Annotated in this window: 16 protein-coding genes; all 16 read right to left on the reverse strand. The window is 74.1% G+C overall.

Annotated features, from left to right (window positions below; genetic code table 11):
- Window positions 1–95 precede the first annotated feature (95 nt).
- On the reverse strand, window positions 96–1,493 hold the full coding sequence (gene dprA, locus ACZCLJ_RS05295; RefSeq protein ID WP_463105689.1) for a DNA-processing protein DprA: 1,398 nt from the start codon (window positions 1,491–1,493) through the stop codon (window positions 96–98).
- Window positions 1,486–3,021 (reverse strand): YifB family Mg chelatase-like AAA ATPase, encoded by a 1,536-nt coding sequence (locus tag ACZCLJ_RS05300; RefSeq protein ID WP_463105690.1) that lies wholly within the window; start codon window positions 3,019–3,021, stop codon window positions 1,486–1,488. The genes dprA and ACZCLJ_RS05300 overlap by 8 nt, the downstream gene beginning before the upstream one ends.
- Window positions 3,021–3,380 carry a YraN family protein gene (locus ACZCLJ_RS05305; RefSeq protein ID WP_463105691.1) on the reverse strand — a complete coding sequence of 120 codons (360 nt, stop codon included), beginning with the start codon at window positions 3,378–3,380 and terminating at the stop codon, window positions 3,021–3,023. Before ACZCLJ_RS05305 ends, ACZCLJ_RS05300 begins: the two co-directional genes overlap by 1 nt.
- Window positions 3,381–3,593: 213 nt before the next feature.
- Window positions 3,594–3,893 carry a DUF2469 domain-containing protein gene (locus ACZCLJ_RS05310; protein WP_024840525.1) on the reverse strand — a complete coding sequence of 100 codons (300 nt, stop codon included), beginning with the start codon at window positions 3,891–3,893 and terminating at the stop codon, window positions 3,594–3,596.
- A 46-nt stretch (window positions 3,894–3,939) separates the two neighbouring features.
- Window positions 3,940–4,821, reverse strand: coding sequence for a ribonuclease HII (locus ACZCLJ_RS05315; RefSeq protein WP_463105692.1), 882 nt, complete (start codon window positions 4,819–4,821; stop codon window positions 3,940–3,942).
- A complete protein-coding gene (gene lepB, locus ACZCLJ_RS05320) occupies window positions 4,818–5,660 on the reverse strand; it encodes a signal peptidase I (protein WP_463105693.1) in 843 nt (280 codons plus the stop codon). The genes ACZCLJ_RS05315 and lepB overlap by 4 nt, the downstream gene beginning before the upstream one ends.
- Window positions 5,661–5,790: 130 nt before the next feature.
- The gene (gene rplS / locus ACZCLJ_RS05325; protein ID WP_251150654.1) at window positions 5,791–6,141 is read right to left on the reverse strand and encodes a 50S ribosomal protein L19; all 351 of its coding nucleotides are present in this window, start codon (window positions 6,139–6,141) and stop codon (window positions 5,791–5,793) included.
- A gap of 186 nt (window positions 6,142–6,327) precedes the next feature.
- Entirely contained in the window at window positions 6,328–7,146 is an 819-nt protein-coding gene (trmD, locus tag ACZCLJ_RS05330) for a tRNA (guanosine(37)-N1)-methyltransferase TrmD (RefSeq protein WP_463105694.1), read from the reverse strand.
- A 1-nt stretch (window position 7,147) separates the two neighbouring features.
- Window positions 7,148–7,687 carry a ribosome maturation factor RimM gene (gene rimM, locus ACZCLJ_RS05335; RefSeq protein WP_251150652.1) on the reverse strand — a complete coding sequence of 180 codons (540 nt, stop codon included), beginning with the start codon at window positions 7,685–7,687 and terminating at the stop codon, window positions 7,148–7,150.
- A gap of 145 nt (window positions 7,688–7,832) precedes the next feature.
- Window positions 7,833–8,072 carry an RNA-binding protein gene (locus tag ACZCLJ_RS05340; protein WP_251150651.1) on the reverse strand — a complete coding sequence of 80 codons (240 nt, stop codon included), beginning with the start codon at window positions 8,070–8,072 and terminating at the stop codon, window positions 7,833–7,835.
- Complete coding sequence (rpsP, locus tag ACZCLJ_RS05345; RefSeq protein WP_463106360.1) at window positions 8,072–8,506, reverse strand: 30S ribosomal protein S16; 435 nt, start codon at window positions 8,504–8,506, stop codon at window positions 8,072–8,074. Before rpsP ends, ACZCLJ_RS05340 begins: the two co-directional genes overlap by 1 nt.
- 160 nt (window positions 8,507–8,666) lie before the next feature.
- Window positions 8,667–9,782, reverse strand: a complete 1,116-nt coding sequence (locus ACZCLJ_RS05350) for an amidohydrolase family protein (protein WP_251150650.1) — start codon at window positions 9,780–9,782, stop codon at window positions 8,667–8,669.
- A gap of 33 nt (window positions 9,783–9,815) precedes the next feature.
- Window positions 9,816–11,429, reverse strand: coding sequence for a signal recognition particle protein (gene ffh / locus ACZCLJ_RS05355; RefSeq protein WP_251150649.1), 1,614 nt, complete (start codon window positions 11,427–11,429; stop codon window positions 9,816–9,818).
- 103 nt (window positions 11,430–11,532) lie between these two features.
- Window positions 11,533–13,362 carry a [protein-PII] uridylyltransferase gene (locus ACZCLJ_RS05360; protein WP_463105695.1) on the reverse strand — a complete coding sequence of 610 codons (1,830 nt, stop codon included), beginning with the start codon at window positions 13,360–13,362 and terminating at the stop codon, window positions 11,533–11,535.
- A gap of 16 nt (window positions 13,363–13,378) precedes the next feature.
- Complete coding sequence (locus ACZCLJ_RS05365; RefSeq protein WP_251150647.1) at window positions 13,379–13,717, reverse strand: P-II family nitrogen regulator; 339 nt, start codon at window positions 13,715–13,717, stop codon at window positions 13,379–13,381.
- Window positions 13,714–15,027 (reverse strand): ammonium transporter, encoded by a 1,314-nt coding sequence (locus ACZCLJ_RS05370; protein ID WP_251150646.1) that lies wholly within the window; start codon window positions 15,025–15,027, stop codon window positions 13,714–13,716. Before ACZCLJ_RS05370 ends, ACZCLJ_RS05365 begins: the two co-directional genes overlap by 4 nt.
- Between the last annotated feature and the right edge of the window lie 182 nt (window positions 15,028–15,209).

The raw sequence follows: 15,209 nt of genomic DNA on the forward strand, positions 1-15,209 counted from the left end.
GTGTGCCGCGGCGACGCGGCGCCCGACCGGAGGCTCTCCGCCCGGCACGTCGCGCGGCCGGCCCGGCACGCGCGCCCGGGGACCGTCGCCGTCGGTCAGGGCCGGGACCGGGCGCGCGCGTCGCCGCGGCGCCATCCGCCCGGCACGCGATCGGCACGTCCCGTCAGCTCGAGCCGGCCGAGCGCCGCGATCGTCTCCGGCACTGCGAGGCCGGCCGCCCGCGCGACGGACTCCACCGGCCTGCCCGAGCGCAGCGGCAGCGCCTCCCATGCTCGCGTCTCCACCGGATCGAGGCCGTCGTGGGGGGCGTCCCGCGCCTGGTCCGACCGAGGTCCGGATGGTGCCGCGTCCTGCCCGAGGGCCCCGGCGAGCTCGGCGACCTCGTCGGCGTCGGTCACGCACACCGCGGCCCCGTCACGCAGGAGCCGGTGGCACCCCGATGATGCCACCGACGTCACGGGCCCCGGCACGACGCCGACAGGACGGGACAGCTCGGCCGCTCGCGCCGCGGTGCTCAGCGAGCCCGAGCGCCACGCCGCCTCGACCACGACCGTCGCCGTGGCGAACGCCGCGATGAGCCGGTTGCGCAGGAGGAAGCGGACGCGGCTCGGCACCGAGCCCGGCGGGACCTCGGAGACCACGGAGCCGCCCGAGTCGACGACGGCACGCAGGAGCTCGACGTTTCCGGCCGGGTAGAACCGGTCGACACCGCCGGCGAGGAACGCGACGGTCGGGCCGCCGCCCGCGAGCGCGCCCCGGTGGGCTGCCGCGTCGATGCCGTAGGCGCCGCCGGAGACGACCGTGAAGCCACGGTCGGCGAGACCCGTCGCGACGTCCCCCGTGACGTACCTGCCGTAGTCGGTGCAGGCGCGTGCGCCCACGACGGCGACGGACCGCCGGGAGAGCGTCGCGAGGTCCGGGACGCCGCGGACCCAGAGGCACAGGGGGCCGGCTGCGCCGAGGTCGTCGACGCCGGCCGGCCAGCCCGGGTCGCCGGGGACGACGAGGGCGCCGCCGAGCCGGGCGAGCACGTGCAGCTCGCGCCTCGGGTCCATCCCGTCCAGGCGAGGCGCCCAGCGCGAGACGGCCCGCAGGACACGCGCGACGGGGGCCGCAGGGCGGCGGTCGGTCCCGGCGTCCCGCCGGTCGGCCGTCTCGTCGTCGTGGCCCGCTCCCGCGACGCCCGGTCCGCCTCTCGCGGGAACCACGAGTGCCGCGAGGTCTGTCGCGGCCTGTCCGCCCGCCCGTGCGTCTCCCGTCCCGGGGTGACGCCCCGCGGCCGCGACGAGCCCTCGCCGCGCCTCGGCCGGGTCGCCCGCGGCGTCGTACACCCACGCGAGGGCGTCGGCCGCCCCGAGCGCACGGACGAGCGCGCCCGCGACCTCGTCACCTGGTTCGGCGAGCCGGGACCAGGCCGCGCGGGCGAGGCGCTCGTCGGTGACGTCGAAGGCCGGCCGAGGTCTCGCGGTCGTCCCGTCCCGGCGCTCACGCACGATAGCCCCGTGTCCGCAGCGCGAGCCCGGCCCCGACGTCGGCCCGGGACGGGGCGTCGCGGCCGGCGAGGTCGGCCACGGTCCACGCGAGCCGCAGGACGCGGTCCGCGCCGCGCAGGCTGAGCGTGCCACGGTCGAGCGCCGTGTCGACGTCCCGCAGGAGACCCGGGTCCGGACCGAGCCGGTCGCGCAGCCACGTCCCGGGGACCTCGGCGTTGGTCCGCCAGCCGGTCCCGGCGAGGCGGAGGGCGGCGGCCTCCCGAGCGGCGAGCACGCGTGCTGCCACGGTCGCGCTCGACTCGGGCGGGACGGCCGACGTCCGCTCGACGCGTGTCACCGGACGCACCTCGACCTGGACGTCGACGCGGTCCAGCAGCGGGCCCGAGAGCCGGCCGAAGTACCGGCGCTGCGCGACGGCGCTGCACGTGCAGTCCAGGCCCTTGCCCACGCTCCTGCCGCACGGGCAGGGGTTCGCCGCGAGGACGAGCTGGAACCGGGCCGGGTACCGCGCGGAGCCTGCTGCGCGGTGGATGACGAGCTCGCCGTGCTCGAGCGGCTGCCGCAACGTCTGCAGCACGCGCGCGCCGAACTCGGGGGCCTCGTCGAGGAACAGGACGCCCCGGTGCGCTCGCGAGGCAGCACCCGGCCTCGGGATCCCGGTGCCGCCGCCGACGATCGCCGCGGGCGTCGCCGTGTGGTGCGGGTCCTCGTACGGCGGCCGGCGGACGAGCCCGCCGCCCGGGTCGAAGACGCCTGCGACGGAGTGCACCGAGGTGACCTCGACGGCCTCCCTCTCCGTGAGGTCCGGGAGGATGCCGGGCAGGCGGGCCGCGAGCATCGTCTTGCCCGCGCCGGGCGCGCCGACGAGCAGCAGGTGGTGCCCACCCGCTGCGGCCACCTCGAGCGCGTGCCGCGCCTCGTCCTGACCGAGCACGTCCGACAGGTCTCCGTCGCGCTGCCGTGACACCGCGGGACGCGCGGGCACGACGGGGTCGACGAGTCCCTGCCCGTCGAGGTCGGCACCGTGCAGCCGGGCGACGTCCGCGAGGCTCACGGCACCGACGACGCGCGCGCCGGGGACCAGGCTCGCCTCGGCGACGTCGGCGGCGGGGACGACGACGTCGCGGAAGCCCGCGTCCACCGCTGCCGCGACGGCAGGCAGCACACCGCGCACCGGCTGCAGCCGGCCGTCGAGCCCGAGCTCGCCGAGGTGCACCACGCCCTCGACCGCCGAGGCGGGCAGGAGCCGTGCCCCGGCGAGCGTCGCGACGGCGATGGCGAGGTCGAACCCGGTCCCCGACTTGGGCAGCGCGGCCGGGGAGAGGTTCACCGTGATCTTGCGCTGGGGCCAGGTGAGCCCCGACGACGCGACGGCGGCCCGCACCCGGTCGCGCGACTCGCTGAGCGCCGTGTCCGGGAGCCCGACGAGCACGAAACCCGGTACGGACGCGGCGAGGTGCGCCTGCACCTCGACGACGTGCCCGGCGAGCCCCACGAGCGCCACGGCCCTCGTGATCCCGAGCGCCATCAGGCGCTCACGCCCACGAGGTGCTCGACGTGCGCGGCGCCGGCGCGGCGCACCAGGACGGCCACGACGTCGATCCGTACCGACCTCGCCCGGACGTCGTGCGTCGCGAGCCACTCCCCGGTCAGGCGGCGCAGCCGCGCGAGCTTGAGCGGCGTGACGGCCTGTGCGGGGTGCCCGTAGGCGGTACCCCGACGGGTCTTGACCTCGACCGCCACGACGACGTCGCCGTCGAGCGCCACGACGTCGAGCTCGCCTCCGTGCCCGTGCCAGTTGCGGTCCAGCAGGGTCCAGCCCGCCTCGACCAGGTGGGCCGCAGCCACCCTCTCCCCGTACCGCCCGACGGCGTCCTTCGCTCCCATGGCTCACCTCCGCGCACCACCGTGGGGCCGGGCACGCCACCTCCACCAGACGTCGAGGGCCCGGTGTGGACCGGGACGACCGGATGCGGGCCTGTGGACGGCCAGGATCGCGGAGATCTCGCGGCACGGCTGCCCAGCACGTCGCAGCGGCACAGAACGTCGCGGCGGTACAGAACCTCGCGGCGGTAGAACGTCACGGCCGCGCACGGAGGCCTACAGCTGGAGCTCGGCCTTCGCCAGCTCCTCGACGTTGACGTCCTTGAAGGTGACGACACGCACGGACTTCACGAACCGTGCCGAGCGGTACACGTCCCAGACCCACGCGTCGGCGAGCCGCAGCTCGAAGTACACCTCTCCGGCGGCCGACCGCACCTGGAGGTCCACCTGGTTCGCCAGGTAGAAGCGACGTTCGGTCTCCACCACGTACGAGAAGAGGCCCACCACGTCTCGGTACTCGCGGTACAGCGCGAGCTCCATCTCGGTCTCGTAGTTCTCGAGGTCTTCGGCGCTCACGTCTCCATCATGGACCATCGGGACGCCCGCGCCGGTCCGGCCGCGCTCAGCTGGTCGGGAGCGAAGCCTCGGGGTCGAGCTCGAGCGCGACGACCGGCGGCCCGTAGACCGGTACGGCGTCCGCTGCGTCCGGTGCACCCACCGGTCCCGTCCCGTCGAGCACCGGAGACAGCTCCTCGCCGCGCTCCGGCAGGCGCCAGCTGCGCCGGTGCTGCGGGGTGGGGCCGTGCTCGCGCAACGCCTCGACGTGCGTCGCCGCGCCGTAGCCCTTGTTCTGGTCCCACCCGAACGCCGGGTACTGCCGTGCGAGGCGCGTCATGAGCGCGTCCCGCTCGGTCTTGGCCAGCACGCTGGCCGCGGCGACGGACGCGCACTGCAGGTCGGCCTTGACCAGCGTGCGGACGCGCGGGTCGGAGAGGCCGTCGTCGTGCGGGTCGAGCTCGAACGCCTCGAAGAGGTCGACCGTCGGCCGGCTCAGCCAGTCGTGCTTGCCGTCGAGGAGCACCGCGTCGACGTCGCCCACGGTGCGGCGCACCTGGGAGAGCGCACGCCGCCCCGCGAGACGCAGGGCGCCGACGATCCCGTGGGCGTCGATCTCCGCGGGTCCCGCGTGCCCGACGGCCCACGCGAGCGACCAGGCGCGCGCGAGCGGCACGAGGGCCTCCCGTGCTGCCGGCGTGAGGAGCTTCGAGTCGGTGAGTCCCGGCGGGCACGGCTTCGTCGCCAGGTCCACGACGACGACGCCGACGGACACCGGTCCCGCGAGCGCACCCCGCCCGACCTCGTCCATCCCCGCGACGTACCGCGCGCCGTCACGCAGCATCGCGCGCTCGTGGCGCAGGTCCGGCCGACGCCGGGTGCTGCTCCCCGGCGCGGAGGCGGCCCGAGAGCTGCTGCGCCGGGGTGCGGTGGCCGTCCCGCTCGTCACGGCTCTTGCTCGGGGACGTCGGCGAACACGTCGCCGGGGTTGCGGAGCAGGCCCGCGTGGGACAGCGGCCAGACCTTGACGAACGCGGTGCCGACGACGTTGCTCATCGGCACGTACCCGCCGCCCGGCTTGCCGGTGTTGTAGCGGGAGTCCTGCGAGTTCTGCCGGTTGTCCCCCATGACGAAGAGCATGTCGTCCGGCACGGTCCGGTCGAACGGGTCCTGGCTGGGCACCGATCCGGGCTTGATGTACGTCTCGTCGACCGGGACGCCGTTCACGCTCACGCGGCCCTCGGCGTCGCAGCACACCACGTGGTCGCCCGGCGTCCCGACGACACGCTTGATGAGGTGCTCGCCCGTGTCCTGCGGCAGGAGGCCGATGAACGTCAGGGCGGCCGTCGCGGCTTCCGTGAGCGCGCTCTGCTCCTCCGGCACCGCCGGGGGCAACCACCCGCCCGGGTCCTTGAACACCACGACGTCGCCACGGTGCACGTCGAACACGCCCGGCACGAGACGCGAGACCATGACGCGGTCGCCCTCGACGAGCGTGTCCTCCATCGACGCGCTCGGGATGAAGAACGCCTGGACCAGGAACGTCTTGATGAGGAGCGAGAGGATCAGCGCGCTCACGACGATGATCGCGGTCTCGCGCAGGAGCGACGACCTGCGCGCCGGCGCCTCGGTCCCGGGCGGCGCGTCCGCGCCGGGTCCGTCGTCGGCGGGCTCGAGATGCGCGCCGGCAGCCGCGCCGTGAGGGGTTCCGCCGTCGTCGACCGCTTCCGTCCCGCGCTCGGGTCGGGCGTCAGGTCGAGGGCCACGGGTGGGGGCGCTGTCGGTCACGCGTTCACCTTGCCACCTTCGGACGACTTCCGGGAAACGGACCGGGTGTCGGGACACGCCGGGATGCCCGTCAAACCCGGACGGGCGGCCGTCCCCGTGGGGACGGCCGCCCGTTCGTGGCTGCGGTCGGTCAGCGCGTCTCGCGCTTCTCCTTGATCTTCGCCTTCTTGCCGCGAAGCTGACGCAGGTAGTAGAGCTTGGCGCGGCGGACGTCACCGCGCGTGACGACCTCGACCGACTCGATCGAGGGCGAGTGCACGGGGAACGTGCGCTCGACGCCGACACCGAAGCTGATCTTGCGGACCGTGAAGGTCTCGCGGACGCCGTGGCCCTGGCGCGCGATGGTCACGCCCTGGAACGCCTGGACGCGGGAGCGGTTGCCCTCGACGACCTTGACGTTGACCTTGAGCGTGTCACCGGGACGGAAGTCCGGGACGTCGCTGCGCAGCGATGCTGCGTCGACGCTGTCCAGCGTGTGCATGATGTTCTCCTCGCCCGCCACAGGTCGGGACGCGTGCTCGTGGCCCAGGATGACCCGGGCTGATCTCGTCAGGGCGGTGCGTGTCGTGCCGTCGAGCTGATGTCGTGTCCCGGACGTCCCCTGTGGCAGAGTCCGGGAGTCGGCGCGCACCGAGGGTCCATTCTGCCACACCGCCGCGCCGGACCGTCAGCCCTCTCGGTCGAGACGGCCGTCGCGAGGCGTCCAGCCCGACTCGGCGAGGACCTCGAGGTCGCGACGGTCGAGCGCCGCGAGGTCCAGCGCCCGCACCATGTCGGGCCGCCGCGCGGCCGTGCGTCGCAGCGCCTCGTCCCGGCGCCACCGGTGGATCCGTGCGTGGTGCCCCGACAGCAGGACCTCCGGGACCTCGAGACCTTCCCACGCCGGCGGCTTGGTGTACACGGGGTACTCGAGCAGCCCGGCGGCGCCGTGCGACTCCTCGACGAGCGACTCGGGGTTCCCGACGACGCCGGGGAGCAGCCGGGCCACCGCCTCGATCATGACGAGGGTCGCCACCTCACCGCCGTTGAGCACGTAGTCGCCGATCGAGAGCTCGCTGACCGTGCCGCCGGCGGCGCGGTGGTGCTCGGCGACGCGCGCGTCGATCCCCTCGTAGCGCCCGCACGCGAACACCAGGTGGTCCTCCCCCGCGAGCGCCTCCGCCGTGCGCTGCGTGAAGGAGCGGCCCGACGGCGTCGGGACGACCAGGTGCGCGCGCACACCCGGGACGCCGGCGCCGTCGGGCTCTCCGGAAGGCTCCGGGCGCGCGACGTCCGCGATCGCCCTGCCCCACACGTCGGGACGCATGACCATGCCCGCTCCCCCGCCGAACGGGGTGTCGTCGACCGTGCGGTGACGGTCGGTCGTCCAGTCGCGCAGGTCGTGCACACGCAGGTCGACGATCCCCGCCGTCCGCGCCTTGCCCACGAGGGACAGGTCGAGCGCGGCCAGGTAGTCGGGGAAGATCGTGACAACGTCGATCCGCACGTCAGCCCTCCTCGGGCGTCGCGACGTCGAGCCGGTCGGCGTCGGACGCGAGCAGGCCGCCCGGCGGGTCCAGCACGACGCGCCCCCCGGGGACGTCGACGACCGGCACGATGGAGCGCACGAAGGGGACGAGCGTGCGGGTGCCGTCGGGCTCGCGCAGGACGAGCAGGTCGTGCGCCGGGGCCTCCTCCAGACCCTCGACGCGGCCGAGCTCCGTGCCGTCCGTCGACTCGGCGCGCAGGCCGGCGAGCTCGTGCGAGTACCAGGCGTCCTCCTCGTCGGACTCCTCGACCTCGACCACGAGCTGGGTCCCGCGCAGCGCCTCCGCGGCCGTCCGGTCGCCGACGCCCTCGAAGCGGACGAGCCAGCGCCCCTGGTGCACCCGCACCGACGCGACGACGAGAGGGCCGACGTCGGCCGGCTCGGTCGGGAGGGCGGCGCCGACGGCGAGCCGGGTCTCCGGGTCGTCGGTGCGCAGGTCGAGGGCCACCTCGCCGCGCAGCCCGTGCGCCTTGCCGACGCGGGCGACGGTGAGCTGCATGGTCGTGCTCCTCTGGTCGTGTCGTGGGACGGCCCGTGCTCGGGCGGTCCGTGTCCCGGACGGGTCCAGGAGCGAGAAGACCCGGCCCACCTCGCGGCGGGCCGGGTCTTCGAGTCCCTCACGGGACGTGGTCCTTCGAGGACGCTCAGCGGCGGTCGACGTCGACGACGTCCACCCGCACGGGCCCGTCGGTCGCCAGGGCCCCGATCACCGTGCGCAGGGCGCGCGCGGTACGCCCGCCACGACCGATCACGCGGCCGAGGTCGTCGGGGTGGACCCGGACCTCGAGCAGGTCACCGCGACGCAGCGTCTTCGAGCCGACCCGGACGTCGTCCGGGTTGTCCACGATGCCGCGCACCAGGTGCTCGAGGGCCTCGGCGAGCATCAGGCCTCGTCGCCGGCAGCTGCGGTCTCGGCGGAGTCGGCAGCCTCGGGTGCGGGCTCCGACTTCTTCTGGGCAGCCGTGGCCTTGACCTTCTCGGCGTCGGCGGCGGCGGCCTCGATGGCGGCGGCCGGGTCGGCCTTCTCGCCCTTGACCCGGAGGGTGCCCTCGGTGCCCGGCAGGCCCTTGAACTTCTGCCAGTCGCCGGTGATCTTGAGGAGCGCGAGGACCTGCTCGGTCGGCTGCGCGCCGACGCCGAGCCAGTACTGCGCACGGTCCGAGGTGATCTCGATGAACGAGGGCTCCTCGGTGGGGTGGTACTTGCCGATCTCCTCGATGACGCGACCGTCACGCTTGGTGCGCGAGTCCGCGACGACGACACGGTAGTACGGCGCCCGGATCTTGCCGAGACGCTTCAGACGAATCTTGACGGCCACTGTGGTGGTCACTCCTGGTTCTGGTATGGGTGAACCCGCGCGCGTCCGGTGGGGACCAGGACGTGGGTGGGGTTCAGGACACGGCGAGCACGGAGAGAGGGGCCGGGCACGCCGAGTACGGGGCCATTGTGCCAGACGGCCGGGGGCCCGGCCAACCTGGCTACTGCCGCACGATCTCGCCCCGCAGCACGACGGCGGTCGGCGCGCGCAGGACCTCGACGTCGAGCCGCGGGTCGGCCGGGTAGACGACGAAGTCGGCCGACGCCCCCTCGACGAGCGACGTGAAGCCGAGGTACTCGCGACCCTGCCAGCTCGCGGCGGCGACGACGGCGGCGGGCGGGATCCCGGCGGCGACGAGCTCGGCGCACTCGTCGGCGAGCCGGCCGTGGCCGATCGTCCCGCCCGCGTCGGTCCCGACCAGGAGCTGGATCCCCGCGTCGTGCAGGGCGCGCGCCTGCTCGTACCGCCGGGCGTGCAGGCGGCGCAGGCGGGCGGCGAACCTCGGGTAGCGGCCGTCGGCCTGCCGGGCGATGTCCTCGAAGCGCCCCACCTGGAGCAGCGTGGGCGTGACGGCGATGCCACGCTCCGAGATCTCGTACATGAGGTCGGGGTGGATGCCCGTGCCGTGCTCGATCCCGTCGACCCCGGCGGCCAGCAGCGACGGGATCACCTCGTCGGAGAACGCGTGCACGGTGACGCGGGCCGCCTCGGCGTGCGCGACCGCGACGGCCTCGGCGAGCACGTCGTCGGGCCACAGCGGGCGCAGGTCCCCCTGGTCGCCCAGGTCGCGGTCGATCCAGTCCCCGACGAGCTTGACCCATCCGTCCCCGGCGCGCGCCTCGCGACGCACGGCCTCGGGGAGCTGCGCCGGGTCGTCGAGCTCGAGCCCGTAGTGCCGCAGGTACCGCTTCGGTCGCGCGATGTGACGACCGGCACGCACGAGCCGGGGCAGGTCGCGCCGACCGTGCACCCACCGCGTGTCCGCCGGGGAGCCGGCGTCGCGGACGAGCAGCACGCCGCTGTCGCGGTCCGCGAGCGCCTGGGCCTGGGCCGTGGCGGTGTCGACCGCGCCGTCGGCGCCGAGCCCGACGTGGCAGTGCACGTCGACGAGACCGGGCAGCACCCAGCCCTCGAGGTCGACCATGTTCGTGCCCTGGGCCGACGGGCGGGTCAGGCTGACGCGGCCGCCCTTGACCCACAGGTCGCCGACCTCCCGGTCGTCACCGATGAGGACATGGCCGCGGACGTGCAGCGACGGGCCTTCCAGCGCGGACATGCGGCTCCAGGGTGAGGAGGGTGGGACGTGCGGTCAGCGGCCGAGGAGCTTCTCGAACCCCGGCGGCAGCTCGAGGTCGTCAGGGACCTGCGGTGCCTGGGTGCTCGCGCCGGTGCCGACCCCGAACGCCGACCCTGCGGGCGACGCCGGGCGCACGGACTCCCCCGCGGCGCGTGCCGCCGCGGCGCGCTCCTGCTCCGCGCGCTTCGCCGGGTTGCCGGACTTGCCCTTCACCTTGCGCTGCGGCACCTGGCGCCCGCGGGACTTCTTGCCGCCCATCCCCGGCAGGTTGCCCATGCCGGGCATCCCGGGCACACCCCCGCCGCGGCCCATCTGGCGCATCATCTTCTGCGCGCCCGCGAACCGCTCGAGCAGCTGGTTGACGTCGGACGTCCGCACGCCGGAGCCCTTCGCGATGCGGGCCCGGCGCGAGCCGTTGATGATCTTGGGATTCTCGCGCTCCGCAGGGGTCATCGAGCGGATGATGGCCTCGATGCGGTCGACCTCGCGCTCGTCGAAGTTCTCGAGCGCCTCGCGCATCTGGCCCATGCCCGGCAGCATGCCGAGCATCTTCTTCATCGAGCCCATGTTCTTCATCTGCTGCATCTGCACCAGGAAGTCCGCGAGCGTGAAGTCCTGACCGGACTCGAGCTTCTCGGCCATCTTCGCGGCCTGCTCGGCGTCGAACGCCTTCTCCGCCTGCTCGATGAGCGTGAGGACGTCGCCCATGTCGAGGATGCGCGACGCCATGCGGTCGGGGTGGAAGGCCTCGAAGTCGGTGAGCTTCTCGCCCGTGGACGCGAAGAGGATCGGGCGACCGGTGACGCCGGTGACGGACAGGGCCGCACCGCCGCGCGCGTCGCCGTCGAGCTTCGTGAGCACGACGCCCGTGAAGTCGACGCCCTCCTCGAAGGCCTTCGCGGTGGCGACGGCGTCCTGACCGATCATCGCGTCGATGACGAAGAGGATCTCGTCGGGGCTCACGGCGTCGCGGATGTCCGCGGCCTGCTGCATGAGCACGGAGTCGAGGCCGAGACGGCCCGCGGTGTCGACGATCAGGACGTCGTGCTGGCGCTGGCGTGCCGTCTCGAGCCCGTCGCGAGCGACCGCGACCGGGTCTCCGATGACGTCGTCGACCTCGACGCCGCTCTGGTTGCCCGGGTGCGGGGCGAACACCGGGACGCCCGCGCGCTCGGCGACGACCGAGAGCTGCGTGACGGCGTTCGGCCGCTGGAGGTCGGCCGCGACGAGCAGCGGCGTGTGTCCCTGCTCGCGCAGGTGCAGGGCGAGCTTGCCCGCGAGGGTCGTCTTCCCCGCGCCCTGGAGGCCGGCGAGCATGATCACCGTCGGCGGGGTCTTCGAGAACCGCAGCCCCCGGCTCTCCCCGCCGAGGATCGCGACGAGCTCCTCGTTCACGACCTTGACGACCTGCTGCGCCGGGTTGAGCGCCCCGGAGACCTCCGCGGACAGCGCGCGCTCGCGCACGGTCGCGGTGAACTCCCGGACGACGGGCACGGCGACGTCGGCGTCGAGCAGCGCGCGACGGATCTCCCGGATCGTCGCGTCGATGTCCGCCTCGGACAGCCGACCCTTCGCCCGCAGGTTCTTGAAGGTCGATGTCAGTCGGTCCGACAGCGTGTTGAACACCGCGTCATCCTCACCAGTCGCCGGTCGTCTCGGGAGCGGACGCGCACCACCCGGCTCCGTCTCACCGAGAGGGCACGGTACGGCGCGTCCGCGAGGGTCAAGCCTACCCGGGCGCCCGGGGCCCGGCGTCGTCGTCCGCCCGGAGCACCCGCATCGTCGCGCCGACGAGGTCGTCGACGAGCCGGGCACGCCACGCGGTCCACGCGTTCGGGCCGAGCGACGAGGCGTCCGCCTCCGTGAGGGCCCGCAGGACCTCGAGGAGCTCGGGCCGGTGGTCGACGGCCGCGGCGAGCTCGGCGACGGTCGCGGGGTCGTCCGGGTCCTCGCTCACCGCCAGCCGCGACAGGGTGAGATGGTGCCGCACGAGGCGCTCGACGTCGGACACCACGCCCGCGTCGAAACCCATCCGCCCGAGGATCACGGGCACGAGGCGCGCTCCCTCGACCGAGTGGTCCTGCGCGCCCGCGCGCTTGCCGATGTCGTGGAGCACCGCGGAGAGCACGAGCAGGTCACCCCGCGCCACGTCCTTGCGGTCGCGCGACGCACGGGCGACGACCTCGACGAGGTGACGGTCCACGGTGTGCCGGTGCACCGCGGCGCGCTGCGGACGGTTGCGCACGCCGGCCCACTCGGGGATCCACGTCGTGACGACGCCTGCGAGGTCGAGCGCCTCCCAGACCGCCACCTGCGCCTGACCCGACCCCAGCAGCGACAGGAGCGCCGCCCGGGCGGCCTTCGGCCAGGGCTCGGGCAACGCAGGGCACTCGGCCAGGCTCGCGACCGACACCGGCGAGAGGGTCAGGCCGGTGCGCGCGGCGGTCGCCGCAGCGCGCAGCGACAGGAGGGGGTCGGACGCCGGGTGCGCGTCGACGGCGAGCACGAGCTCGCCGTCGTGCTCCACGAGACCGTCGCCCACGGAGCGCAGGCGCGGTGCGGCGCGGCGACCGCGGATGAGCACGGGCCGGCGCGAGACCGAGGGACGCTGGAGCGCCTGGCGGGCCCGGCGCACGGTCGTGTCGAGCGCGTAGGAGATCTCCCGACCCGCTTCGGCGAGGCTCGCGAGGAGCTCGTCGGGGTCGTCGTGCCCGGCCATGTCGGCCACCTCGTCCAGGTCCGCGAGCAGCAGACGGCTCGTGTGGCGGCCCGTGACGACCTGCAGCGTGTCGCGCACGTCCAGCAGGTGGGCGTAGGCACGGTCGACCGACCCGTGCGGCCGGTCCGTGAGCCACGTCGCCGCGAGCGCCGAGAGGACGACCGCGTCCCGGATGCCGCCGCGCGACTCCTTGAGGTCGGGCTCGATGAGGTAGGCGAGCTCGCCGGAGCGCTCGGCCCGGTCGCGGGTCGAGGAGAGGAGCTCCGGGAGCCGGCGGCGCGACGCCGACCGCCAGTCGGTCAGCACCGCCGACGACGCGCGGTGGACCACGAGGGCGTCCCCGGCGACGGCGCTCACGTCGAGCCAGCCGACGGCCGCGGGCACGTCCTTCGAGGCCACCTGGCGGCACTGCGAGAGCGACCGCACGGAGTGGTCGAGGTCGACGCCCGCGTCCCACAGCGGGTACCAGAGGCGCTCCGCGACGCGGGCGATCTCCTCCGCGGAGTGCGTGCGCCCGTCGTGCACGAGCACCAGGTCGAGGTCGCTCGCCGGGCCCATGTCGCCGCGGCCCAGGCTCCCGACGGCCGCGAGCGCGATCCCGTCGGGGGCGACGTCGTCCGTCGCCTCCTTCCACAGCATCGCGAGGCTCGTGGTCACGAGGTCGACGACGGCGGCGCGGCGCGCGACGCCGCTGCGGCCGCGCCCGCTCATGGAGCGGGCGAGCTCGAGCGTGCGAGCGCGGAGGTCCCGCACCCCGTCGGGGTGCGGGACCTCCGTACCGTGCTCCGCCGATCCCCCCGCGACCCCGCCCGTGGTCGGGGTGTCGGCGTTGTCCGTCATGCGCGGATCAGCATCCTCACAGGGCGCCGGGGCCGTGCTCGCCCGTGCGCACCCGGGCGACGTCCTCCACCGGGACCGTCCAGACCTTGCCGTCGCCGATCTTGCCGGTCTGCGCGGCCTTGACGATCACCTCGGTGACGACGGCCGAGTCGGCGTCGTCGACGAGCACCTCGATGCGGACCTTGGGGACCAGGTCGACCGTGTACTCGGCGCCGCGGTAGACCTCGGTGTGGCCCTTCTGCCGGCCGTAGCCGCTGGCCTCGCTGACGGTCATGCCGCGCACACCCGCTGCCTCGAGCGCCGACTTCACGTCGTCGAGACGGTGGGGCTGGATGATTCCCGTGACGAGCTTCATGCCCGAACCTCCTTGATGACGCTGCCCTGCTGGATGGACTCGTACGCCGTCTCGCCGTGCACCGCGAGGTCGATGCCGCCGACCTCGGCGTCCTCGCTGACGCGCCAGCCCATGGTCACCTTGAGGATGAGGCCGATGACCAGCGTGGTGACCGCCGAGAAGACGATCGCGACGAGGGCGATGAGGATCTGCACGACGAGCTGCTGGGCACCGCCGCCGAAGAACAGGCCCGTGTCCGCGGCGAGGAAGCCGATCGCGACGGTACCCCACAGGCCCGAGACGAGGTGGACGCCGACGACGTCGAGCGAGTCGTCGTAGCCGAAGCGGTACTTGAGACCGACCGCGAGGGCGCTCAGCGCACCGGCGACGACACCGAGGACGATCGACGTGACCGGGGTGAGGGCGCCCGCGGCGGGCGTGATGGCGACGAGGCCCGCGACGACGCCGGACGCGGCGCCGAGCGACGTGGCGTGGCCGTCACGGATCTTCTCGGTGAGGAGCCAGCCGATGATGCCCGCGGCGGTCGCGGACGTCGTGTTGACCCAGGCGAGGCCGGCGGTCTCGTTGGCGCCGAACGCCGAGCCCGCGTTGAAGCCGAACCAGCCGAACCACAGGAGCGCCGCGCCGAGCATGACGAACGGCAGGTTGTGGGGGCGCATCGGCTCGGAGCCGAAGCCCTTGCGCCTGCCGACGAGCAGCGCGAGCACCAGCGCCGCGACACCGGCGTTGATGTGGACGACCGTGCCGCCGGCGAAGTCGATCGGTGCGACCGTGGCTGCGCCGTCCGTCGTCCCGAAGACCATCGCCGCGAGGCCGTTCTCGTTGCTCGAGAGGAAGCCGCCGCCCCACACCATGTGGGCGAGCGGGAAGTACGTGACGGTGACCCAGATCGCGGTGAACGCGAGCCAGGTGCCGAACTTCACGCGGTCGGCGAGCGCACCGGAGATCAGCGCGACCGTGATGATCGCGAACGTCACCTGGAAGGCGATGTCGACGACGTTCGGGTAGTTGCCGAGCGTGCTGGCGACGGCGCTGCCCTCGGCGTCCGTGATCGCTCCCGAGAGACCGAACTGCGCGAACGGGTTCGCGAAGAGCCCGCCCGTCCCCGCCTCGCCGTAGGACATCGACCAGCCCCACAGCACGTACACGACGCCGACCACGGCCATGGCCCCGAACGACATCATCATCATGTTCAGCACGGACTTGGCGCGGACCATGCCGCCGTAGAAGAACGCCAGTCCGGGCGTCATCAGGAGCACGAGGGATGCTGAGATCAGCATCCACGCGGTAGCCCCGGTGTCCCACTCCATCGGATCATCTCCCCTCGCCAGCCGGGCGGCCGGTCGGGGACAACGTTGGTGGGAGCGGGTTTCGCCGGGGGTGTCGTCGTGTTACGCGGGTGTGACAAGCAGCGCTCGGAGGTAAACGTTCCGTTTCCGGGGTCGTCCGGGTGCTCAGGAGGTCCGGATCGCGACACGGGCGTGATCGGACC

Source organism: Cellulosimicrobium sp. So1_17 (assembly GCF_055181235.1).